This is a genomic window from Treponema sp. B152 (assembly GCF_024181665.1).
Taxonomy (GTDB): domain Bacteria; phylum Spirochaetota; class Spirochaetia; order Treponematales; family Treponemataceae; genus Treponema_B; species Treponema_B denticola.
Genome location: NZ_CP058668.1, coordinates 2566488 through 2590425, shown reverse-complemented (window position 1 = coordinate 2590425; position 23938 = coordinate 2566488). Strand labels below are relative to the sequence as shown.

17 protein-coding genes and 1 pseudogene are annotated in these 23938 nt (G+C 37.4%); 5 read left to right on the top strand and 13 right to left on the bottom strand.

Annotation, left to right across the window (positions count from 1 at the left end):
- Nucleotides 1-17: 17 nt before the first annotated feature.
- The 4 genes from HYB91_RS12225 to HYB91_RS12210 form a co-directional block, all read right to left on the bottom strand.
- Nucleotides 18-2093 carry an adenylate/guanylate cyclase domain-containing protein gene (locus HYB91_RS12225; protein WP_253719553.1) on the bottom strand — a complete coding sequence of 692 codons (2076 nt, stop codon included), beginning with the start codon at nt 2091-2093 and terminating at the stop codon, nt 18-20.
- On the bottom strand, nt 2090-3961 hold the full coding sequence (locus HYB91_RS12220; protein WP_253719552.1) for an adenylate/guanylate cyclase domain-containing protein: 1872 nt from the start codon (nt 3959-3961) through the stop codon (nt 2090-2092). The genes HYB91_RS12225 and HYB91_RS12220 overlap by 4 nt, the downstream gene beginning before the upstream one ends.
- Nucleotides 3962-4035: 74 nt before the next feature.
- Complete coding sequence (locus HYB91_RS12215) at nt 4036-4560, bottom strand: hypothetical protein (protein WP_253719551.1); 525 nt, start codon at nt 4558-4560, stop codon at nt 4036-4038.
- A gap of 54 nt (nt 4561-4614) precedes the next feature.
- Complete coding sequence (locus tag HYB91_RS12210; RefSeq protein WP_010693835.1) at nt 4615-4902, bottom strand: TRL domain-containing protein; 288 nt, start codon at nt 4900-4902, stop codon at nt 4615-4617.
- 197 nt (nt 4903-5099) lie between these two features.
- On the opposite strand from HYB91_RS12210, the gene HYB91_RS12970 reads away from it, so the two are divergent.
- Nucleotides 5100-6872, top strand: coding sequence for a KHG/KDPG aldolase/sugar kinase fusion protein (locus tag HYB91_RS12970; RefSeq protein WP_305880077.1), 1773 nt, complete (start codon nt 5100-5102; stop codon nt 6870-6872).
- A gap of 42 nt (nt 6873-6914) precedes the next feature.
- On the opposite strand, the gene HYB91_RS12195 is transcribed toward HYB91_RS12970, so the two are convergent.
- Together HYB91_RS12195 and HYB91_RS12190 are read right to left on the bottom strand one after the other, a co-directional pair.
- Nucleotides 6915-7139, bottom strand: coding sequence for a hypothetical protein (locus HYB91_RS12195; protein WP_002681036.1), 225 nt, complete (start codon nt 7137-7139; stop codon nt 6915-6917).
- The gene (locus tag HYB91_RS12190) at nt 7129-7590 is read right to left on the bottom strand and encodes a hypothetical protein (protein WP_002692056.1); all 462 of its coding nucleotides are present in this window, start codon (nt 7588-7590) and stop codon (nt 7129-7131) included. Before HYB91_RS12190 ends, HYB91_RS12195 begins: the two co-directional genes overlap by 11 nt.
- Before the next feature lie 216 nt (nt 7591-7806).
- Between HYB91_RS12190 and HYB91_RS13045 the strand changes: the two are divergent.
- A pseudogene (locus HYB91_RS13045) lies at nt 7807-8636 on the top strand (Rpn family recombination-promoting nuclease/putative transposase).
- A gap of 210 nt (nt 8637-8846) precedes the next feature.
- On the opposite strand, the gene HYB91_RS12175 reads toward HYB91_RS13045, so the two are convergent.
- Complete coding sequence (locus HYB91_RS12175; RefSeq protein ID WP_253719550.1) at nt 8847-9881, bottom strand: NADase-type glycan-binding domain-containing protein; 1035 nt, start codon at nt 9879-9881, stop codon at nt 8847-8849.
- Nucleotides 9882-10172: 291 nt separating this feature from the next.
- Between HYB91_RS12175 and HYB91_RS12170 the strand changes: the two genes are divergently transcribed.
- Nucleotides 10173-16856 carry a FlgD immunoglobulin-like domain containing protein gene (locus HYB91_RS12170; protein WP_253719549.1) on the top strand — a complete coding sequence of 2228 codons (6684 nt, stop codon included), beginning with the start codon at nt 10173-10175 and terminating at the stop codon, nt 16854-16856.
- Nucleotides 16857-16959: 103 nt separating this feature from the next.
- Here HYB91_RS12170 and HYB91_RS12165 read toward each other — a convergent pair whose 3' ends face one another.
- Both HYB91_RS12165 and HYB91_RS12160 read right to left on the bottom strand, forming a co-directional pair.
- A complete protein-coding gene (locus tag HYB91_RS12165; RefSeq protein ID WP_253683009.1) occupies nt 16960-17397 on the bottom strand; it encodes a flavodoxin in 438 nt (145 codons plus the stop codon).
- 34 nt (nt 17398-17431) lie between these two features.
- Complete coding sequence (locus HYB91_RS12160) at nt 17432-18016, bottom strand: DUF3793 family protein (protein WP_253719548.1); 585 nt, start codon at nt 18014-18016, stop codon at nt 17432-17434.
- A gap of 169 nt (nt 18017-18185) precedes the next feature.
- Here HYB91_RS12160 and HYB91_RS12155 point away from each other — a divergent pair, with 169 nt between their 5' ends.
- Nucleotides 18186-19040 (top strand): Rpn family recombination-promoting nuclease/putative transposase, encoded by an 855-nt coding sequence (locus tag HYB91_RS12155; RefSeq protein WP_253719547.1) that lies wholly within the window; start codon nt 18186-18188, stop codon nt 19038-19040.
- Nucleotides 19041-19063: 23 nt separating this feature from the next.
- Here the strand turns inward: HYB91_RS12155 and HYB91_RS12150 are convergent, their stop codons facing one another.
- The 4 genes from HYB91_RS12150 to HYB91_RS12135 all read right to left on the bottom strand — a co-directional run bounded on the left by HYB91_RS12150 (nt 19064) and on the right by HYB91_RS12135 (nt 22718).
- On the bottom strand, nt 19064-19885 hold the full coding sequence (locus HYB91_RS12150) for a hypothetical protein (RefSeq protein WP_253719546.1): 822 nt from the start codon (nt 19883-19885) through the stop codon (nt 19064-19066).
- A 1-nt stretch (nt 19886) separates the two neighbouring features.
- Complete coding sequence (locus HYB91_RS12145) at nt 19887-20588, bottom strand: ABC transporter ATP-binding protein (protein ID WP_002687566.1); 702 nt, start codon at nt 20586-20588, stop codon at nt 19887-19889.
- 17 nt (nt 20589-20605) lie between these two features.
- Complete coding sequence (locus HYB91_RS12140; protein ID WP_002666597.1) at nt 20606-20965, bottom strand: GntR family transcriptional regulator; 360 nt, start codon at nt 20963-20965, stop codon at nt 20606-20608.
- Between the two features lie 64 nt (nt 20966-21029).
- A complete protein-coding gene (locus HYB91_RS12135) occupies nt 21030-22718 on the bottom strand; it encodes a methyl-accepting chemotaxis protein (protein ID WP_371922100.1) in 1689 nt (562 codons plus the stop codon).
- A 45-nt stretch (nt 22719-22763) separates the two neighbouring features.
- On the opposite strand from HYB91_RS12135, the gene sbcD reads away from it, so the two are divergent.
- Nucleotides 22764-23915: an exonuclease subunit SbcD gene (gene sbcD / locus HYB91_RS12130; RefSeq protein WP_253719544.1), complete on the top strand. Its 1152-nt coding sequence runs from the start codon at nt 22764-22766 to the stop codon at nt 23913-23915.
- Nucleotides 23916-23938 lie beyond the last annotated feature (23 nt).

The window sequence follows — 23938 nt, the reverse complement described above, 5'->3', positions numbered from 1 at the left end:
ACTCCTTAAAATAAAATTTATTCTAAATTGATTTTTTCAAACATTTTTTTATAATAGAGAGATACAGGATCGTCCGGGAATATACTCAAAACCTTATCAAAATATTTAGCTGCAGATCCAACCCCCTCGTTCGATAAAGCTTTTAAAGCCTTTTCCATGTAGCCCTGAGAGCTGTACTTTAAATCACGAATAAAACCATCATCACAATCATAAACTTCATATAAGAATGTTTCCTTGTTCGATGAATTTTTAACCCTTTGTATAGGTCTAATATAATGCTCAGAAATATCATTAAGGGCCTCATAAATTCTATCGGAAATAATCATATAGGAAGAATATTTTTTTGTAGATTCCTGCAAAACTTCTGCAATGTGGTAAGAATTGGAAATAATAATACTATCCATTCGTGTCGAATTACCTATGATACCTAAAAGAATATCCCCCATATCAATTCCTATACCTATTTTTATAGGGGATGAGTTAGGAACTGCAATACTATTATCTCGGATAGCCTTTTGTATATCTATTCCGCATAAAAGAGCAGAATTCGCTCCGTCAGGAAATAAAGCAAAAAAACCGTCCCCCAAGTATTTTGTTATTACACCATTATATTTCCGAACAATTGGAGCTACCAATGCAAAATACTCATTCAATAATTCAAAAACTTGATTGGGTGCAAGTTTTTCTGAAGTGTGAGTAAAGGAACGGATATCTATCGAAAGGATTGGCATTGTAAGTTCAACATTATCTCCCAGTTTAACATCCGTTATAGACTTTTTATTTAAAAGCTCTACAATTTGATCAGGCACAAACCTAATAAGAGATCGATTTATAAGCTTCATTTCTACACTTAGATCTTCTATTTTATTTATTGAACCCGAATAATCATCCAATACCATTACAGATAAAATAATAACGGCAAAAACCGTTCCTATCTGAAGAAAAAATTCTCCCGGTATAATACCTAAAGAAACCAACAAGTCATAAACACCGAATAAAAACAGAACAACTGTTGACGTAAATATCCAAACAGCAAATTCTTTCTTTTTTTTCAAGCCTATTATTGCAATAACAATAATATAACTTACACAAAACAACGCAAAGATTTGATAGTAAATCAATAAAAACGTTGAAACTTCAGGCGGAAAAACTATAGTGGAAACCGCATATAAGATAGATACCGATAATATAATTGCATAAGGAATCTTATATCGTAATTTTAAAGCCATACTTATAAAAACCGTAAACAAAATTATAGGAAGAGGAACGGTAATATACCTCATAATAAAAGTAGCAATCCATGGAATGTCCGGAAATAAAATCATAAAAATATGAGGATAAAAGAAAATTCCCCGAACGGCTAAAACCATGGACGTTAATGCAAACCAAATTACAAAGGAGTTTTTATGGAAAAAGGAAAGCATAAAGAAAAATAAAGCAACCGAAAAAGTCACGGCAAATATAGTACCATAAAAGATCAAATCACCTCTAAACATTAGTCCTATTTGAGAGGCTTCACCTAAAATAATCGGAGAAGAAATATAACCTTTCTTGTTAAAAAAATTAGAAACATTAATAACTATAGTAGCTGTTCCGTCTTTTAAGGGTCTAAAAGCTATTTGAGATGATCTGGTTCCCGGATTTTCTGTCTCCCGATCTATACCGGGCTGCCCCTGACTTTCACGATCTATTCCATTTATTATAATACTGCAGCTGCTAAAAATATGGGGGACATGAATTGCATAAATGGTACCGGGATCTAAACCATATAATTCTAAACCGTAAGAACCGTAACCAAAAACATTCCCTAAATCCTTACTTGCAAAATCACCCGGAACCTTAGCATAAGATTCTTCATGGCTATTTTTTAAAGAATAAAACTGATTAGGCGTATAATAAAAATCTCCGCTTAAAGAAAAAAGAGAGGACTTTGATAAGGTCTTCGCGGGAATAGACACCTTACCGTTTTTTACTTCCAAATCTATGATTTTTTGTTCATAAACAAGTTTAAACAAATTAGTTAGATATAAAAGAATAAACAAACAAAAAAAAGGAATAGACCCTAAAAACAACCTTTTCTTTTCTATTGTCATAATTTTTTTACCTCATATATTCTAACCGGTTCATCTTTTCCTCTAAATCTTACCAAGCCGTTATATTCAAATTTAACTTCATTTATGGGAAGATTAGTTATATTCTTTTTAACAACTTCGCTGATAAAAATATTTACTCTTTTTTTTAGAGCATAAAAATGAAGTCTGGAAGCAACATTAACAACATCGGATATAACGGTGCTGTCCATTCTTTCTTCTTCTCCAATCGTACCAAGCATAAGCCTTCCATAATGAATACCTACAGCAAGGTCTATTTTAGGCAATTTACTTATTTCTCTATCCATATTTTCAAGTTGAACTACGGATTTAATTTCAAGCATACACTTTATAACATCATCTGCCGAGCCGTGAAAAAGAACCATTAAGCCTTCAGTTAAATACTTATCAATAAATCCGCTATGGGCCTGAATAATAGGATTGATATTTGCCAGAGTATAATTATAAATTTTAAGAAGACCCAGTCTGTCTTTTTCTGTTTCTAAATCTGTATAAACACCTAAATGAATGAAAGCTATATACATGTCTTTTAAAATATTATCTCCTAACTTAATATCAACGTGTTTTTTTCGTAAAAAATTCATAAATTCGTTAGGAACAAATTTTGCAAGAGCTTCGTTTGTAGCTTCTATCTGCTTCGTAATTCCGATAACCCTATCAGAGCTGTCTCTAAAATTACGCAAAACAACAATGGCCATTGGAATCAATAAGACCAAAACACCTATATGTGATAGGAAAAAGCCCTGTATAATCCTATTTGCAATTAAAACATCTCTTACACCTAAAATTAAAAAGATTGAAAACCCCGTCAAAAAAAGGATTGCTGATGCATCTTTCCGTGAAGCGGCTTTCATAACAATTATTACATTATATGCTGCAAACAATAAAACATAGATTTGCGCAGGCTGAAGCAGCGCAGCCGAAATTCTGATAGGAGCAAAAATATTTATGATAATGTACAATATTCCGGGAACAAGCATAATAAACCAATATCTGCTTTTTATTTTGCTAAAAAGGTTGTTTATAAACAATGCTGCAAATATGATACCCAATGAAAGTGTCATATAACCTATTCTGAAAAGAGCCTCCCCGCTAATACCGGGTATTATTGTTGCAAGCAAAAATTCATCATAGCAGCAAATTCTTAAAGAAAAATTAGCCGCCAACAAACCGAAATAAAGTGATTGCTTTTCTTTAGGATAAAAAATAAACAAAGAAATAAAAAATGCAGCGGCTAACAAAAGTATACCGGCCAATATAGTCAGAGTTAAAACACTTGCATTTTTTGCATTTAAAAGATCAGAGTAAAAACCGAATTCTATAGGCTTTAAAAACCCGGCCTTATTATCACAAAAATTAGAAACATGAAAAACTAATGTTACTTCTTCCTTCCCGAAAGTCGGAAGGATAATAAACGGGGCATCCCAATTAAAGACTTCAAATTTACGGGAATTACCCACAACACCGCTTCTATAAATTTCCTTCCCTTCAAGATATGCAATAAAAGCGGAAGAAACTGTTGCCGTTTTTATTGCATATACACCGCTTGTAGAAAGATTTTTTATTCTTAAAGCATAGGTACCATATCCGTAAATCGACAAACCGTCCCCATACTTATGCCAAGATGTATTTATATTCTCATAACGGGTATATTTAGTAAAATCTTCCAAAGGGCTGACAAATTTGTTTGGAATAAAAATCCATTCTCCTTCCAATACCTTTATACCACCTACGGATATATTTTCAGCATCAAAAACACCTTTTACAACAGAATCTAAACTAGGCTCGGCAGGCTTTATACACGAAGCTAAAAATAGAGAACAGATAAAAATCAGAGTAAACTTTTTCACACACTTACTCCACAAGCGGGGATCTTGAGTGTAAAAACATATACTCAATAATGGATATTGTCAATAGGTGATGATTATTTATAAAAAGCTTCTTCAATACGGCTTATTAACTCTTTCGAGGCTATGAATTCCATTTCGGTATTATTATCAAGCACCACCTTTAGTACAGCCGACCCTTTATGAATTCCAAGCAACACGTCTTTAACTTTTTCTTGTTTTACAATCGTGGAAACTCGCACATATCCTAAAGAAAGATTTCTATCAAGAGTATTAAGGTCAAAAAGTTCTACAATTTCTTTAGAATCTAAAATAAAATAGGCTTTTAAAATAAAGGCATCGGCTTTATTATGTAAGGTAAAATTAAAATATGCATCTGAAACATATTCTCTTTGCTTCATTTGATAGGTAAAATCGGCCATTACATGGCTTGAGGTGTCTTTTTCACCCTTTAGCACCATTTTTTCGGGACGGATATAGTATTTCATATTCCCTGATTCCATATAAGCCGTAATAACCTTTTCCTTCCCTGAAGGAAGGGTGCTTATACATGAAGAAAACAAAAACAAAAATGATATTAAAACAAAAAAATACTTTTTCATACAATAAAAAAAACCCCACTATCAAACTAGTGAGGTTGTCGAAGCTATAATAGCCTATTCCCCTGTAACAACTGTAGTTACAATATAATAGGGGATAGCAGGACTGGCAGGATAGTCAACTCTAATGTCAACTGTTCCTACTTTTGTGATACCGCCATTTTTTGCAGCCTGAGCAATTCCGCCTTCACCTTTTATAGGGAAAGCAGCAAAAAATGCCTGAGAAGCTTCACCGGTTTTTCGTCCTACAACACCTGAAGCACCTGCAACAGGTCTTACTGTTGAACATGATGCAATTAAAACAGCAGCAAGTACAACAAACAAAACTAAAGCAATTTTTTTCATTAGTCACTCCTTAAATTATTAGTCTAATAGAGGCTTACCATTTTTTTATATTTATGTCAACATGGGGATCACTCATTATTACATATTTTTTTAAAAAATTTATCGTTTTTTGTAGTTTAAGTGACAAACAATAAGAATTATGCTAAAATATCTCGATATAAATCTTAAATACAAAATAAACTTAATAAGGGGCTATTATGAATAAAATCTTTAAACAAATAGAAAAAATAGGCATCGTACCTGTCATCATTCTAGACAATGAAAAAGATGCGCTTCCATTGGGGAAAGCCCTCTCTGCTGCCGGCCTTTTTTGTGCCGAAATCACATTTAGAACGGAAGCAGCCGAAAAAGCTATTAAAGTTTTTTCAAAAAACTTTCCGGATTTTCTTGTAGGAGCGGGCACGGTTTTATCCCCGGAACAAGCCGACAAAGCTATCGCTGCAGGAGCCAAGTTCATCGTCAGCCCCGGACTCAATCCTAAGGTTGTAGAGCACTGCGTTAAGTCAGGCTACCCGATAATTCCCGGAGTTTCCACCGCAGGAGAAATCGAACAGGCTATGAGCTTCGGCCTTGAAGTAGTCAAGTTTTTTCCGGCTGAGGCTGCAGGAGGCTTAAAATTTATAAAGGCTATCTCCGCACCATACCCGAATATAAAATTTATGCCGACCGGAGGAATAAATGCTCAAAATATTGCGCAATATGCAGCCTTTTCAAAGGTAATAGCCTGCGGCGGAAGCTGGATGGTTTCAAAAGAGCTTATAGCTTCAAAAGATTTTAAAAAAATAGAAGAAGAGTCTATCATTGCACTACAAACAGTAAAAGAGGCTCGTAATCCTAAAAAAAGTCCAAGCGCTTTAACTGCATTTTCATACCCAAAAACTTCAACAGAAACAAAAGCCTCAACATCAAATGAAAGCTCTTTAAGCGGAAGCATTGAAACAAACCAAGCACCCAAAGTTATAACAATGGGCGAAATAATGCTCCGCCTTTCACCCACAGGTTTTAACCGTTTTGTTCAAGCCGACGCACTGGAATTGGTTTTCGGCGGAGCGGAGGCAAACGTCGCAGTTTCTTTAGCCAACTTCGGAATGCAATCCTCATACATAACAAAACTGCCGGCCCATGAGATAGGCCAAGCGGCAGTAAACTCTTTGCGCCGATACGGGGTAGATGTTTCAGGCATAATCCGCGGAGGGAAGCGTATAGGTATCTATTTTTTAGAAAAAGGAGCCTCCCAGCGTGCCTCAAAGGTAATATATGACAGGGCTAATTCTGCCATTGCTGAGGCAGCACCAAGCGACTTTAACTGGAAAGAAATTTTTAAAGGAGCCTCATGGTTTCATTTTACGGGAATTACTCCCGCTTTAAGCAAAAATGCTGCCGAAATTTGCCTTGAAGCCTGCAAAACGGCAAGATCAATGGGTATTACCGTTTCATGCGACCTCAACTACCGCAAAAAACTTTGGACCCCCGATGAAGCAAAAGAAACAATGAGCCGCATCTGCGAATTTGTCGATATCTGTATTTCAAATGAAGAAGATGCTGAGAAGGTTTTCGGTATAACCTCAAAGAACACGGACGTAAGTTCCGGCAAGTTAAATGAAAAAGGCTACAAAGAGGTTGCTGCAAAGTTATGCAAAAAATTCGGTTTTCAAAAAGTAGGAATAACCCTGAGAGAATCCACATCAGCCAGTGAAAACAACTGGTCGGCCATGCTTTATACAAAAGGTAAAGCATATTTTAGCAAAAAATACACAATGCAGGTTGTTGACCGGCTAGGAGGCGGTGACAGTTTTGCTGCAGCCTTAATCTGTGCCGAATTAAAAGGCTTTAAACCTCAAAAACAAATCGACTTTGCTTCAGCCGCCTCTTGCTTAAAACACTCTATAAACGGCGACTTTAACCAAGTTTCTTTTGATGAAGTTTTAACTCTTGCCCAAGGAGATGCATCGGGAAGGGTGCAGCGGTAGGGGGATAGGAAAAGCGTAAACTGAGGCGGGTGGTGGGTAATTTTATTTTTCCATACTTTGAGCATGAGATTTTGCATTATTAACAAAAGTTTTTAAATCCATTTTGTCAAAATATTCTCTTTGCCATTTTGTATAATCGAATCGTTCCCTTCGTACAGCAGCAATAAAGTATTCTGCTTCAACGACACCCATTGTTTCTATCAGACATTCCATACCACGAGAGAGAAGCTCTATCGTAGTCGGCGGTACAATCATTTCAGTCATCATTTTTATTACCTCCATTTAATAAATCTATGAATTCTATCGGATTAAGTAATTTTAAAGTATCGCTTTTATATTTCAACATACCTTTATCCGTGCTCAAAAGATAGTCACATTTCATCATTTCAGCACAAACTATGTGACAAGAATCCTTCATCTTTACTCCCGTTGCCATCACTATTTCTGCCTTTGTAATGACTTCTTCCGATTTTTCACTACAGACATAATCAGAAACATTGTCGTTTAAAAAATTCTTTATGGCAGTTTTTCTATCCATATAGGGATTACAAGAATTTTCATAATCTAAAATAAACGAAGAAGCTAGTTCCAGATGTTTTTCTTTTATAAGCAACTGAACAAGCAACTTTGCCTGTGTTTCAAGTGAAATCGACAAATAATTTTGGTCGTCATATGGCCGATTGTAACAACAGTTATCAAGATAAACTTTCATGGTCATAATTATATCACATTTTGAAAATTCTTGCACTATATTAAATTGAACGTTATCTGGTGTCCGCCATTTTTCTAGAATAAAGTCTGATAATATAGAAAATTATTATATCTCGTATCGAAATTCCTTTTTTCAAATTTTACTATCTATTGCAAACTTTTCGTACAATAATTATGAAAGGGGAAAAATTTTTTCTTTTAAATAATTTTATTGGAGCAAAAAATGAAAAAATTGTTTAAACTAACTCTCCGCAACGACTATGCTTTTAAGCGCGTATTCGGAGCGGAGGAAAATAAAGATGTTCTACAGGACTTACTGCAATGTATCCTAGACATTCCGCCTGAAACAATCGCGGGCTTGGAACTTCTCGATAAGGAGTTTCATAAGGAGCTTTTAAGTGAAAAGCTAGGTATTTTGGATATCAAGTTAAGGCTAAAAGACGGAACTTTTGTCGATATTGAAATTCAAAACAACTGGCATTTTGATTTTCCTGAAAGAACCCTATATTATTGGTCTAAGATGTATAATGAAAACATAAAACAAGGTCAAGACTATTGTAAAATTTTTAGCCGAATGTTATTATAATAATGGGAATACAATTTAATATATCAAAAGTTAAGAAGGGGTTTCCAAAGGGAACTCCCTTTGGCAGACGGAAAAGATAGGAGGGGTTATAGGGGAGGAAAGAAAACCTGTTCTGTCGGGTTGTCTTTCCTCCCCTAATTGATTGGGAGGTGAGAGAAGTGTTAGCAGAAAATTCAGAGATAATGAAAAAAGCAAATGCCGCTATTTCTGTAATGGAAATGAGTCCTAAAGATAAATGGCTATATGATTCCCGTATGAAATATGAACATGACAGGGCTTCATGTATAAGTGAAGGTTATCGGCAGGGTATTGAAAAAGGAATGTTGCAAGGTGAAATAAAGGGTATTGAAAAGGGTGCATACCAAACCAAGCTTGAAACGGCAAAAAATTTGCTTGCAATGAATTTTCCCATTCAAAATATTGTAAAAGCTACAGGTTTAAGCATTAAAGAAGTAGAGGCTCTATAATCAGGGGTAGGAGCCCCGTCCCTTACGGGCTTTTCAAGTCAGAGCAGGGTTTAGCCTTGAAGCTTTGCTGCTATACAGAAATCCATGCTCATTAGAAATTTTCATGTTTTTATTCTACATGCACAAAGAGTATTTATATAATACTTGCTTAACCTGCATTTGCGACTTGTCCGCAATGTCGGCGTTGAAACGGGTGTTATATGTTGCTTACTATTCAATTTGTATTTCTGCAATACAAGTATCGGAATAACGGTTTCCTTTATATAATTCTACAGTTTGAATATAAATGTCGGAAGAAAGCGGAATATCGAAAAACACGAAATCTTTTGAATGCATGTCTTTTAACTCAAAAAGCTTACAATTAATATCTATTTTTCTGATACGATTATTACTTGCATAGAGATTTTGAGTTTTTACAAACCCATTTATGATACCGACTCGTTTTATTTTTTTATCACTCACTATCGAAATACTAATGTCATCATCTTCACTCTTTTCTACATAAGCTGTCTCAGGATTTTTATCAAATGCATTTTGAATTGTATATAAAAACGGACGTTTCTCATCAATCAATGTGCTGTCGCAATGTACCGTTTTATACTCTTTCAATTCTACTTGCGCGATAGTATCTGTTATACTATCACTTTTTTCTATTCTTTTAAGAATATCCGATATTTTATAAAAATACGCGACTCCTGCTCCTGGTACTTTAATAGTTTCTTCTGAATCATCTTCCTCATCAGCATAGAATTCGGTTTTGTCTTTTGTTTGGTGCATGATAATTTCAAGTCCGCCCTTCTCTTGAATGACAGAATAATTTGAATATATATGTTCATCAGATCCGTGAATCGTTTCCTCTATCAAATGTTCTTCATGCAAATAAGAAGAACCCAAGATGTAAAGTTTGTTTTTGTATGCAAGACAAAAAATTTGCAAATAGTTAAAAACAAAAGTTCCATACGTGTGATTATCGGTAAATAAAAACCTATAAAAAACAAATGAATTATGGACTTCCTTATAAATACCATGTTCTATCAATGAAGAGTCTGAAAAAAAATGAAATTTATTTGCAAAAGCAAGCACGTTCGAATAGGAATCTTTTATTATGGATTCACTTTCCTTTGAGATTTTTTGAATCGCCTGATAGTTTTCACCAAAAAGGATTCTTCGCTCGTCATAACTTTGTGAAAATACATTTGTACACAAAAATCCAATCAATAAGATTAATAAACAGTTCTTTTTCATTTTTCCCCCTTCCGGCAATAGTTTATTTTTCTACTAAAATGTCTATATTTCAAACAAGCAGCTCACCGAGCTGTCTGTATAATACATATTAAACATGTCCTCATAAATATACCCCAAAAACCTATTTTTTCAATCCCTTAACCTAATAATTTTAGATATTTTTTTAATGACATATTAAAAAAATATCATCTTCGCGGTGTTAGCGCCCTTTGAGGTTAAACATCGTACTTCTCAAATTTCTCCATATCCGGACTGGATTTTTCAGAAAAAAAGATGTATAATTATAATGTTATGAAGAAAATACAGAAAACATTTTTTGCAATTTCACTTACTTTTTTAATGATGGCGGCGGGATTTGCTGCAGATTTTACATGGAACGGAAGCAATAGCTCAGTCTGGAATGCTTCAAGCAACTGGACACCTTCGGGAACGCTTCCTCCCGGCCATCTGGGATATCCCTCTACTTCTTCCGATACTGCGATTATAACTTCTAACGGACACGCGCCTGTCCTTAACACTTCCATACCTATAAATTTAAATTCACTTAAAATTAATTCAGGTTTTCTTACCATAACGGGAAACACAAACCTAACCCTTTCCGGCAATTTCACACATAACGGAGGAACATTTAGTGCAGGGCCTAACACCACAGTAATATTTAACGGCAGCAACTCCAAAATAACAGGTACAGGCAGTTCGGAACCGCTGTTTGGGAATCTGACGGTAGCTGCAAACCCTGCAAAGTTAGAACTTGAAAAAAATATTAAGATTGCCGGCACATTTACAAAAAACGGCGGTTTTTATGCAAACAATAATACAACCGTTACTTTTACCAATTCGACTTCAACAATAACTGCTCCTGTTAATTCGGAACCAACGTTTTGGAACCTTACGATAGCGGGCAGTGCAGGATTACAACTTGGGAGCAATATTAAAGTTGCAGGGACGTTTACAAATAACGGAAGTTTTACTCACAACGGCAAAGCGGTAACCTTTGTCGGATTCGGATCTGAAATTACAGGCACCGCAACCGAAACGGAATTTTCAACGTTGGCAATAGATAAAAGAGAATTGCCTGCGCCCCCGCCTTACAACAAGGTAACACTTGCGGATGGCAAAAAAATAAAAATTAAAGTTTTTAAAAATATATATAAGGGAACCTTTAATGCAGGAAGCGGTACAGAAATAACTGTTACAGAAGAATTTGATAATACTGACGGAACCTTTGAACCAAAAACATCTACGGTTAAACTTATACCTTCCGGCAATACCGTAACAATTACAGGCACCGGCAATGCGACCGACACTAAATTTTATAAACTTAAGCTGATAAACGGCGGAAATAAAACGCTTAAAATAAAAAACAAAATCTCAGTAGCGGAAAAAGGTCTTGAACTAGAAGGAAGTACTGCTTCTCCTCCAAGTAAAGATCCTCTTACGGTATCTCCGGAAAGTGCCGGAAAGATTAACTTTTACACCCCTCCCACGCCTATAACAGGCACCCCTCCCAAAGGAAAATATTTAACGGTAAAAGCTGGTATTCCAATAGCCGGAGGAACATATACTGTAGTCCAGAGCAAACCTCAAGGAATCCCGTCTGCTAATTGGATATTTGAAGATTGCCTTAGTGATATGACGTGGACAGGGGGAAATCCAACACAAAACTGGAACGATTATGCAAACTGGTCTCCCAATGGAATCCCCGGTATCCATACACCCGTTACTATTCAGACAACAAGCCGTTATCCCAAACTTACAGCGAACGTATCTGCTAAATCCGTCACGGTGAACGCGGGAGCGGAACTTGACTTGACTCATTATACTATAAAAAAAGGCCCCCCTACAGCAAAGCTTACCAATAATGGTACTATTAAAATGACGGGAAGCGGAGATCAGTTGAGCTGGTTTAGTGCGGGAAATAACGATAACATAACACTCGGAAACACATCCACTGTTGAATATTACGATGCCCCCCCTTCCAATGCAAACATTTGGGCAGGCCCTTACGAAAATCTGAAAGTAAGCGGTACAAGACAAAATCTTAGAGCTGCGTCTATAACCATAAATAAAGACTTTACCGTTGCCTCTGCTTCTTTCGCTCAAGCGGCAGGAACCTTCATCTTTGACGGTTCTTCAACTATAGGCGGAACAGGAACGATAAGCTTTTACAACCTGACTGTAGCAAGCAGTAAGAGTGTAACCCTTAATAAAGATATAGCAGTCGGCGGAGCATTTATAAATAACAACGGAGCAACGTTTAATGCAAATGATAAAAATATAACCTTCAGCGGTAATTTTACGAATGACGGTGCCTTTACGCCGGGTTCCAATATCGTAACCTTTAACGGCACCTCCACTATAGGCGGAAACACAATCACAAACTTTAACAACTTGAGCGTAGCAAGCGGTAAAAGTGTAACCCTCAATAAAAATATAACAGTCGGAGGAGCCTTTATAAATAACAACGGAGCAACATTTAATGCAAGTACTTATAATATAACTCTGAACGGAACCTTTTCCAACAGCGGCACTTTTAATTCCACAGATGGTACAAATAACTCACTTACATTTAACAGCTCTTTTACCAACAGCGGAACTTTCAATGCCAATGCCGACAACATAACTTTTACCGGCACAACCTTTACCAACAGCGGCACCTTTGCTGCCGGAACAAACAATACCGTCATACTGACTAATGGCGCGGATCATACGATTACAGGTACCGGCAATGCGGGCAATACAAAGTTTCATAATCTAAGCCTTACAGGTGCAGGCGGGAAAACGCTTACTATAGACAAAAAAATATCGGTATTGGGGAATTTAACCCTTACAGGAACAAGTACGGATAAGCTCACTATCGAGGGCATCTCAACCAACTCTAGCATTGCACTTACCACAGCCAATTCAGCACATGGTCAATATCTCAAAGTCAGAACCAATATACCAATTACAGGCGGTACCTATACGGCAGAAGACAGTCTGCCTGATGGTTCGGATACCGATATACAAGCCGGTAAACCCGAAAACTGGATTTTTACGAATTATAATGGAACTTTAACTTGGAAAGGCTCTGTTGACAGTAATTGGAACAATAGAAGAAACTGGGAGCCGGCTCTTGCGATTCCGGGAAAAAATACGGATGTAACCATTCCGCAAAAAACGGAATCCGCTCACCACTATCCCCTGCTTAGCACTAATGCGGAAGCAAACACCGTTACCGTGCAGAGTAACGCAAGTTTGAACATAGCCGGATTTGTTATAAGTGATAACTCTGGACGAAGTCCGCTTACCGTTCATGGAATGCTAAAGCTAAAAGGTACGGCTGACCAAACAAATTGGTTTGCAGCCGCCTCTCCTGCCGATAAAATTACTCTTCAAAACACTTCAACTGTTGTATACTATGATAATTCAACAGCCAATATCTGGGGCGGAACTTATTATAAATTGCAAGTCCAAAATAGGAATAAATTAGTAACGGGAGGAGCCCCTCTTACCGTTGAAGGTACATTTAAAGTTACTCATACTACACCGCCTACAATATTTGAAATAGATACGGGAACCGGAGCGCAACATTACAAGGGCAGTATTACTGCAACAGGAATCAATCTCAGTTTTAAAACAGCTTCTCTAAAAACAATGAAAGACACTCCCGCCAACTTGACGGCGGTTACCGCTGCAAACATCACTGTAAACGGAGATTGGACAAGTAACTCGACTGTTAACGCGCAAACGGTTACTGTTTTATTAGGAGGAAGCTGGACATCCAAAAAAGGAACAATAACTCTTACCGGTAATTTGGACGCCGCAAAATTTGTTCAAACTGAGGGAGATCTTATCTTTAACGGTACGGGAAACCGGCAGCTTTCCACAAATTCATCCGATTCAAAAATAAAGAGTCTTGTAATAAATACCAATGCAAGCGTAAAACTCGCCTCGGATATTACGATTCAGGGTAATTTTACCAACAACGGAACCTTTGACGCAACAACAGCTCCCGGATATACGGTAACTCTGACGAATGATGTCAACCACAAGATTACAGGCAATACGGCAGCAGGGGCTATAGGTACACAAAACAACACCGACTTCCACCACCTCGTCTGTATTAATGCGGGCGGAAAGCAAATCCAATTTAACAAAAAGATTTCCGTACACGGTAATTTAACCTTGCAAGGATCGAGCATAAGTAACTTGCTTAATATATCGGGAACAGATAATGATGCCGAAATTTATGTAAAGTCAAATCAGGGAACCGCCTCAGGCTATGAATGTAAGTGGCTTGGTGTTGCTGAAAATCTTCCGATAAAATCTCTGACTTCTTCTACGTATACCTGTACCACTGACGAAAGTAAGCCTACCGGAAACATTAATTCTATAATAGCCGGTAAACCTGAAAACTGGATTTTCACAAATGTATATGAATTAAGATGGACAGGTGAGGCTAACGATAATAACTGGAATAATCCAAATAACTGGAGACCCAGAACTTCTCATGCCCCTAAACCAACTCAATTTGCAACAGTGCGTGCAGTCGCAGCCGGTAACCACCCCATATTGGGAAGCGGAGATTATTATGCGAAAAAAGTAGAAGTTGTAGGCACCGCAACCCTCGATCTAGCCGATAAACTTATATACTCAAATATGGCAAAAACTGCAACCGCAGAACTTACCGCCAAAGGCACCCTCAGACTCAAAGGCACAGATGGTCAAAAAAGCTGGTTTGAACATTCTAATCCTTCAAACAAAATGACAATAACCCAAAATTCTACGGTTGAATATTACAGTGCACCGCCAATAATAAAGCTATGGGGCGGAGGTGCGGCAGGTTATAATAAATTGATTTTAAACAATATAGGAACCTGCAGAACACAAAACAGTGATTTAAAAGTAAACGGAGAGCTTACTGTTAAAGGCTCCAATGTTACCATCAATAGCGGTACTGCAACTCAAACTTATAATGGAGCAATAAATGCTACAGGGAAAGATATTACTCTCGAAGGTTCAACAATAACTACAAAAGACAATATTACAGCAAATAAAATTAAGGTACTAGGAGACTGGAACTCAACCAGCGGTAATATAACAGCCGACACAGACATAGAAGCAGCTAAATGGACTTCTGCAGACGGAGTTATAACTAATGCCGAAAATAATATTACCGTTACGGGAGCTTGGGACTCTAAAGGCTCCACCATTACAGCAAAGAATATTACTGCTAACAATAGTTGGATATCTTCAGGAAATATTACAGCAAGTAAAGACATCACAGTCAGTAATACTCATTTATGGAAGTCTACAGCTGGAGATATAAAACTTAAAGGCAACCTGACCGCCGGTAAATTTGATCAAACAAGCGGAACTCTTACCTTTAACGGTTCAACTGATCAGAACCTGCACTTTACGGGCAGCGGCGAGAAAAATATTTTTAATCTTATAATCAACACTTCTGCAAAGGTAAAATTACTTTCTCCTGTTGCCATTGCAAGTAAGTTTACCAATCATGGAATCTTTGATGCCGACGCACACACAGTAACACTGACTAATGAGAATCATACGATTACAGGCACAAATAATCCAGCCAATACAAAATTCAGCAACCTTGAGTGTACAACAAGTACTACCCCAAAAACTCTTAACATAAGTGGCAAAATTTCTGTAACCGGAACGTTAACTCTCTCCGGAGCAAGTGGTAAGCCATTAACAATAGACGGCTCTAATAGTGCCGAAATTCATCTAACCGACAGCCATGGTTTAACTTCAGGTACTGCAAAAGGAAATTTTCTAATGATATATACCGGCAAAGTAAGGATTCAACCTACAGGTAAATACTATGTCGTAAAAGACAGTAAAGATGATAGCGGCAAAAAAATTAGTAAAAACGGCTGGATATTTTATAAAGATAGTCTGCAAATAGTAAATTCCTTTGCTAAACCCAACGATAACCATATCTATCTTTTGTTTGATGACAACAGCTTATCTACAGAAGAATTTGGTAGTTTAAAAGCTTTAAACCATTCCTTACAAATTACAGGAGGAGGCACCAATTATAGCTCTGATCTGCAAACAGTCGACGAGGAACCAAGTTTATATATACCTTCCGGACATTCTTTATGGAAGATTCAACTTGACGGAACTCAAAAATTTAATCCTGATGATATTCTTAATTCCGCCTATCAGGTAGATTTAAATTATTTCGGCACACATAAAATAAAAAATTATATTTCAGATATAGGAATCGGAATGGTAGAACCTTTGACGGCTTCTAACTCGATAGTTTTACGTAACTTTGATGCAGGTGATAATGACCCGGCCTTACCTACACTTGATGTTAGAGTCCTCGCCGAAAAAGCACCTTCTTCTTCCAATGTCATCTTGCACTTTTTCTCCAAAAACTCTGCGGAGCATGAATTTTGGTACCCAAGTACTATGCCCCCACCGCCAAGTCTGCCTCCAATTAATTTATCTTCTTTTGCAAATTCTCAGGTAGGCACAACAAATTATTCTCCTACATTGAATGGTAACCTTATAACCTCCATTATTCCATCAACTGATCCTTCCTTAAAAGAAGGAAAGGTGGGGCAGTTTATGTATGTCTATAATAATTGGCTTCCCTGTGCAAGACTCCGAAAACCAAACGATATCCTTTCCTTCGATGTCTGGAATTTTAAAATTGTAGGAGTACGAATGCAAAAGGGCGGCGTGTCAATCTTTGACAATGTTGTAAATCCTCACAAGGGGCAGTCTGCCACAATAGCTGCGCACCTAAAAAAATCGGGAATGCTTACAATTCAGATTATGACCTTGGACGGCAATATAGTACGCACTTTAACCCGTTCTCACCACAATGCAGGTGACCACTTTTATCTATGGGACGGAAGAAACAATGGCGGAAATCCCGTTGCAAGCGGTATGTATTTTGTCAGAATTGCCGGCCCCGAAATTGACGAAGTGAGAAAAATTCTGATTATTAAATAAAAAAAGGCCTAAAGAACGGCAGTTTAGACTGCCGTTTTCTAAGCCCTAAAAAATCAATTTTTAAACTTTTTTAATTATAAAAACAAACAGGATTTATCTGAATTTATTTTGCAAATCTCTCGCCGAATTCTTTACACTTATCTTTTCCGGCGGCAGTGGGTGCATCATAGATAATCAAGCCTTCTTCAAATAAGTCGGCGCCCTTATCCTTAGACCTTGCTTCCCAGTTCCTCATCCATTCTCCGCCCGAACCTTCACCGGCCCATTCATATGAACCGAACAAGGCAATTTTTTTGCCGGACAATTTTCCTTCAATAGAAGCAAAGAAGGGTTCAAATTCATCCGGCTCAAGCTCTTCGGCTCCCATAGCGGGGCATCCGAATGCAATCTTGTCATAATCATCAATGCTTTTTGATCCGAATTCCGAAACGGTAAAAAGAGAAGCGTCTGCTCCGCCGGCCTTTAAACCTTCAAGAACGGATTCAGCCATTGACTGAGTATTTCCCGTTCCGCTCCAATAAATAACAGCAATTTTTGCCATAAAAAACCTCCAATGGTTAAAAATTAATTAAAGATTAAGCACTTAACAAATCGTAAAGTCTTAAGCCCTTTTCTATCTGCAAAGCAAAATGCTTTTTGCATTCATTATATTGCTCAAAGGTTTCGGCTGCCTTTTCAGCATCTGAATAAACCTTCCAATAGCCCGAAAAAATACAGCCTTCTCCATTCCGTCTGTAATATTCCAAAACATCGTACACCGGATAACCCAAAAAAAGCCCTATCTCATGCGGAAAAGAGCAGCATCTCTTACAATGCCTGTCTGCCTGCGAGCTGTGCATTCTGGACGCTAAAAGATTTAGCATATCTTCCAAACTCATCCCCGGCTCATACCCGAACATTAATAAAGCAGCTTGTACCCTTTCTTCTTTAATCAAAGCCTCAAGAGCATCTTTTTTATACAGAAGAATCTGTACGCCCCGTTCACAGGCACACAACACTTTTAGGAAGAACCCCTTAGCTTCAAACAAATCCTTATCAAGCAAAAAGAATTGCTTAAAATCCTCTGCCGAAATAGAAAATAAATTTGAGGGTTTAATCCCTGCCAAACAGGGGGCGCAAGAATAAGCTAAATTGTACTCGATGTTAGCAATACTCAACATAAACCTATTTAAGCACAGATTTTAAATAATGTCAACTATTGCTTACTAAATATTTATCAAATTATAGACTTAATATTTTAAATTTTACTATTTATTACAAACAATTTCTATAATAATTATGAAAGGGGAAAAATCTTTCTTTTTATAAATAATTTTATTGGAGTTAAACATGCAAAAACTTTTTAAAATTACCCTCCAAAACGACTACGCTTTTAAACGTGTATTCGGAGTGGAAGAAAACAAGGACGTTCTTCAGGATTTGTTGGAATGTATACTGGATATTCCGCCTGAGAATATCGCAGGTTTGGAACTTCTGGATAAGGAGTTTCATAAGGAACTTTTAAGTGAAAAGCTAGGTATATTGGACATCAAGTTAAGACTAAAAGACGGAACCTTTGTCGACATTGAAATTCAAAACAGTTGGCATTTTGATTTTCCTGAAAGGACCTTGTATTATTGGTCTAAGATGTACAACGAAAACATAAAACAAGGTCAAGACTATACAAAACTGCCAAAGTGTATTACAATAAACTTGATAGGAAAAGGCTTTGATAAAAATAAACGTTTGCACAATAAGTATCTTGTTTTAGAACAAGACACAAAAGAGCCTTTAGTTTCAAAACTTGAGATTCATATATTGAACCTTGAAAAGGCAAGGCTCTTAAAGGAAGGTCAATATAAAAATAATAAAATAAAACGCTTATTAAATTGGTTGAAATTTATCGAAACTGATAATGTGGAGGTACGTAATATGCTGGCACAAGAATCACAGATGATGAGAAAGGCAAATGAAACTATTACAATAATGGAAATGAGTCCTAGAGATAAATGGCTTTATGATTCCCGTATGAAATATGAACATGATAGGGCTTCATGTATAAATGAAGGTTATCAACGAGGTCTTGATAAAGGGGCCCATCAAAAAGCTCTTGAAACGGCTAAGGCTTTTAAGCAGTTTGGCTTTGATATCAATAAAATAGCCGAAGGAACAGGGCTTCCTGTTGAAGAAATAGAAGCCCTATAAGAATCTCCTTTGCCGCAGTTAAATTACAGCTCAACCTTTTTATTAAATAACCAACTTGTAGCTGCAAAAAATCCGGCTGAAATAAGCATGGTCATAATTACCGTAACCAAATGAACCGGCATCGGCTGGATATTTACAAAGGCATCATATTGGGAAGACATAAGTCTTAGGTCTATGTATTGCACAAGATCCCACCTTGTACTTAAATAAGTTCCTAAGGCTATTATTCGTTCAAAAATTAAGATAAAAAGAATTACTGCAATAATTTGAGCTGCCATCTTTTTTCTTATAAAAGAACGCGTCAGAGCCTTAACAAACATAAAAGCCGTTCCCACAAGTAAAAATGATGAAACCAATAATAAAACGCCGTAAAGAAAGGGAAGAAAATTCTGTGCAAATATTTGATAGAATATATCTCCCAAAACCGATATAAGATTTTGTCCGGCAGTTCCATAAAAAACGGCTTGCTGGGCTCCGATTACTATAAAAAATATACATGCAATCAGAGCATATATTAAATATTCCACAAAACCTGCGAGAATTCGGCCTCCCAGTATAGCCTCGCTTCTTATAGGGATGGTGAGCATAAGGTAGTTGGTATCCTTGTACAAAAGCTCATCTATGTGCCCGTTACTGCATGTAAAAAACATTACGATGGGTATAAAGGCAAGGGCAAAAAAAGTTAGTCCCAGCCAAAGGTTTCCCGTCGTTCCCATTGACCAGAAGGGCGTTTTAAAGATGCCTAACAGAATCATTGACCCGATTGCCAATACAGCCATAGTTCCGCTTAAAATTAAAATAGTATTCAGTCTTCGCCTTATTTCATATTTAAAAATTCTTCCCATTTTATGCTCCAAAAACATCAAGATAGATTTGATAAATAGATTTGCCTCTTGTGGTACGCAAATCTTCCGCATCGCCTTCCAAAACAATCTCGCCTTCTTTTAAAAAGGCTACATCATTAAACACATGCTCTATATCCGAAACCAGGTGAGTTGTTATTAGGATTGCACTTTCTTCGGTCCATGTTTTGATTATAGTTTTAATAATTTGCTCTCTGGCTACAGGGTCTGTGCCTCCCAGCGGTTCATCCAAAATATACAGCTTTGAAGCCCTCGAAAAGGTAAGGCTTAAATTAAGTTTTTCAATCATACCCTTCGACATAGTTTTTACGGTCTGTTTAGGTTCCAGCTTCATAAATTTAAGCATTTCCAAGGCCTTGTTTTTATCAAAATCTTCAAAAAAATCTGCATAGAAATTAATGGCATCTTCCGAGGTCATCCAAGGATATACGACATTTTTATCCGGCAAAAAGGCTACAATCTTTTTTGTATCTATGCCGAATTCTTTTCCGCATACCTTAAAATTGCCGGCAGTCGGTTTTATAAGCCCGGCAATTATTTTTAAAAAGGTTGTTTTTCCCGAACCGTTCGGCCCCAAAAGGCCGTAGATTCTTCCGCTTTCTACCTTGAGACTGACATCATAGAGAGCAGTTTTTTTCCCCAAGTATGTTTTTTTTAAGTGTTCCGTTTCAAGTATTGTACTCATTTTTTTCTCCAAAAAAATTATTTTAGCTTTGCCTTTATAGACTCAATTATTTGTTCATCAGAAAACTTCAAATTCCTTAAGCCTTCAATAGCCGGCAGTATAATCTGATCCGCCATCTCTTCCGTCAATTTTCCTACCAAATCAGGCTCATTTACAACAAAACTGCCTAGGCCGCGTTTCGATTCCGTTATACCTTCACCTTCAAGCTGCTTATATACTCTGAATATAGTATTCGGATTTACATCCATCTCAACGGACATGTCGCTCATTGAAGGGATTTTATCCCCCGGTTTAAGCTCTCCATAGACAATCTTACATTTGATTTTTTCAACTATTTGTAAATATATTGGACGATTTTGATCATATATAACTTTCACAAAAAAGAACCTCCGCAAAGTTTGAGTAAAACGACTCTTCTATCTGTCTATAATACTATAATTGCTAAATTGTGTCAAGTCCTTTTAAAACATTGTCTGTTTTTTGGAAGGTCTGAATCATTCTATCCGAAAAATTCATAACGGTTGTATAGACCTGATTTGTTTTTATATTTATATCGTTAAAGGCCTTATCCAAATCCTCGCTGCTTTTTGCCATAAACGAAATATTTTTTACCACCTCAATTACCGTTTTTCCTATTCCGGCAGAGCTTTCAACCGAAGCTGCGGCCAAGCGTCCCAACTCTTCGGCTACAACGGCAAATCCCTTTCCGGCATCTCCTGCATGGGCGGCTTCGATGGCGGCATTCATACTAAGCATCTTTGTCTGCTCGGCAATACCGGCTATTACCTCCGCCATTTCCTGTATATCCGCAATGCTCTGATTTATATGAACGATTTTTTCGTAAGTAGATTTAAAGAGCTTATGCCCGCCCTGGAAGGTATCGACAAGTTCCTGTGCAGCCTGAGCATCTTCTTGGGCTTCGGCAGCTTCCATCTGTATATCGCTCAAAAATAATTTTACCGTTTCACATTTTTCGGCCTTTTTTTCATCGCCTTGTTTTAAAGACTCTTGCAGCTCCTTATACGATGAACCCAGCTCATTATATTTTGTTTGCAGTTCATTATAAGCGCCGTTTAATTCGTCAGACATTTCTTTTAATTCTTTATAATCGTTTTGAAGCTTGAGATAAACGGGCGAACTTTCTATAGAAACAGGTGGTTCCCCTATGCGGACAGGGGCCGTTTCGGTATAAGAGCCTTGCCCCATAACCGGCGGCCGGATGCTTTTTTCATGTATCTCGGCCGTTGCCTTGCTTATAGTAGCAGAGCTTACCGAAGCAGAGCTTATCGAATCAGCTTTTAGCGGAGCGGAGCTTGCTGAGGCTGCACTTACTGAAGCGGCATTTACCGAAACGTTGCTTATCGAAGAAGTGTTCGGCGAAACAGTGTTTAGCGTAGCTGTACTTACCGAAGGACTGCTTAAACTTGGGCTTTGTGCAGACAATATTTTATCCGCAGGTCCATCAAGAGAAGGTCTTTGTACCTCGGTTTTAGGCCCGACATGGAGCCTGAGCTTTGCTTTTTTAGCCCTTTCTCTTTCTATATAAAGTTTGTATATAACCGAAGAAACAAACCATGTTAAAAACACGCCTATGCCCCAGGCTAAAACAATCAATAAGACGGCAAGAGTTTTTGACCTTTTCTCCTGCTTTGTAAAGCCATCCTTATATTCCGTTTTAAGCCTTTCAAAACTGTTTTGTACGGCATCGAATTCTTTTAAAACAGGAAAAAAAGTTTTTGCTGAAGAATCTCCGGTGAGTTCAAATTCCTGCCTCCAGGACTCTATGCTTTTAAAAAGTTTATCATTCGAGCTCTCATAATCATTGTATGCAAACCTTAAGTTAGAATCATTTTTGTCGGCAGCTGAAAGTTTTTTTAAATTTTCAAAAGAATTGGCCGTTTCTTTTATTTTTGCTTTAAGGTTTTGAACCGAAAATTCCCCATCCTTGCATGCAGTTCTATACATATCCGCTTTTAAACTTGCAAGATAAAACCTGTACTCAAGTAAATAATCCGTCTTGAGCTGAAAATCCGACGAAGGTTTTGCAGCAATAAAAAAAGCCGCTCCTCCTATCCCTATCGCCAAAGCAATACCGCACAAAGCAAAAACAATTTTTATGTAGTTTTTCATTCCAAGGTCCTTTACATAATCCTTAAATACCCATACATTAGAAGTATGAAAATTTTGCATACCGCCGATCTGCATTTGGGGAAAAGCCTATATGAATCTCCCCAGATAGAAAGACAGAAAAAAATGCTCGATGATATTCATAAAATTCTTCTAAAAGATGATTATGCAGCCCTTATTATTGCAGGCGATATCTACGACCGTTCTATTCCTCCTGCAGAATATGTAGCTCTCTTCGATTCATTTTTATCCGCCGTCCATAAGGATTGTCCCAATACAGCCGTGTTTATCATACCCGGAAACCATGACTCCGCCGAAAGGCTCTCCTTCGGCTCCAAAATTTTGAGTTCGAGTAATATCCACATTGCTGCAGACATCGGCAAATTATGCTCGCCTATCATTATAGCACAAAATGGAGAAAAAGTTCAATTTTTTTTAATGCCTTTTTTACATTTAGGCTCATTTTCCGAAGAAAATTCGGAGTTAAAGTTGACATCTCAGTCCGAGATGGCTCAAGAAGCCTCCCGCCGCTTAAAAGAAGCCGTAGACCCCTCAATGCCTTCGGTCTTGGCAGCCCATATTTTTACCCTAAACGGAGAAAGCTCCTCCTCTGAAAGAGCTTTTTTAGGCACTGCGGAATATGTTTCGCCCGCTCTATTCGATTTTTTTACCTATACGGCCTTGGGACACTTGCACAAAATGCAGAAAGTTACCGACAGAATGTACTATTCCGGAGCCCCCCTTACATACGCCTTTGATGAATGTTCAACCGAAAAAGTTGTCCTATCCGTAGATATAGACTGTAAAACGCAAGGCTTCCCCGTAAGGGTAGAAAAAATTCCGATTAGCCCATTGCGGAAGATGAGCCGTTTAGAGGGCAGTTTTTTCGATTTTTTTAATACGGATAAATTCGATGCCTATAAAGACGATTTTTTAGAAATAAATCTTACAGGTTCCGCCGTCATTCAAAGCCCTATGAGCCTTTTGCAGCAAAAATTTCCCTATCTTTTAAACCTGCATCAAGAAGCCGTCGCCGCCGAATTAAAAGACGAGGAGCAAATTCATATATTAAAAAAGAACATTGAAGACGAAGATGTTATCTTCGAAAACTTTATGCTTTTTGAAAAAGCCATAGACGAAGAGCCCTCCGCAAAAAAACAGGAACTTTTCAAAAGCCTTTGCAGGGAGCAGTTTACATAAGAAGACATTACCGGAGGAATAAA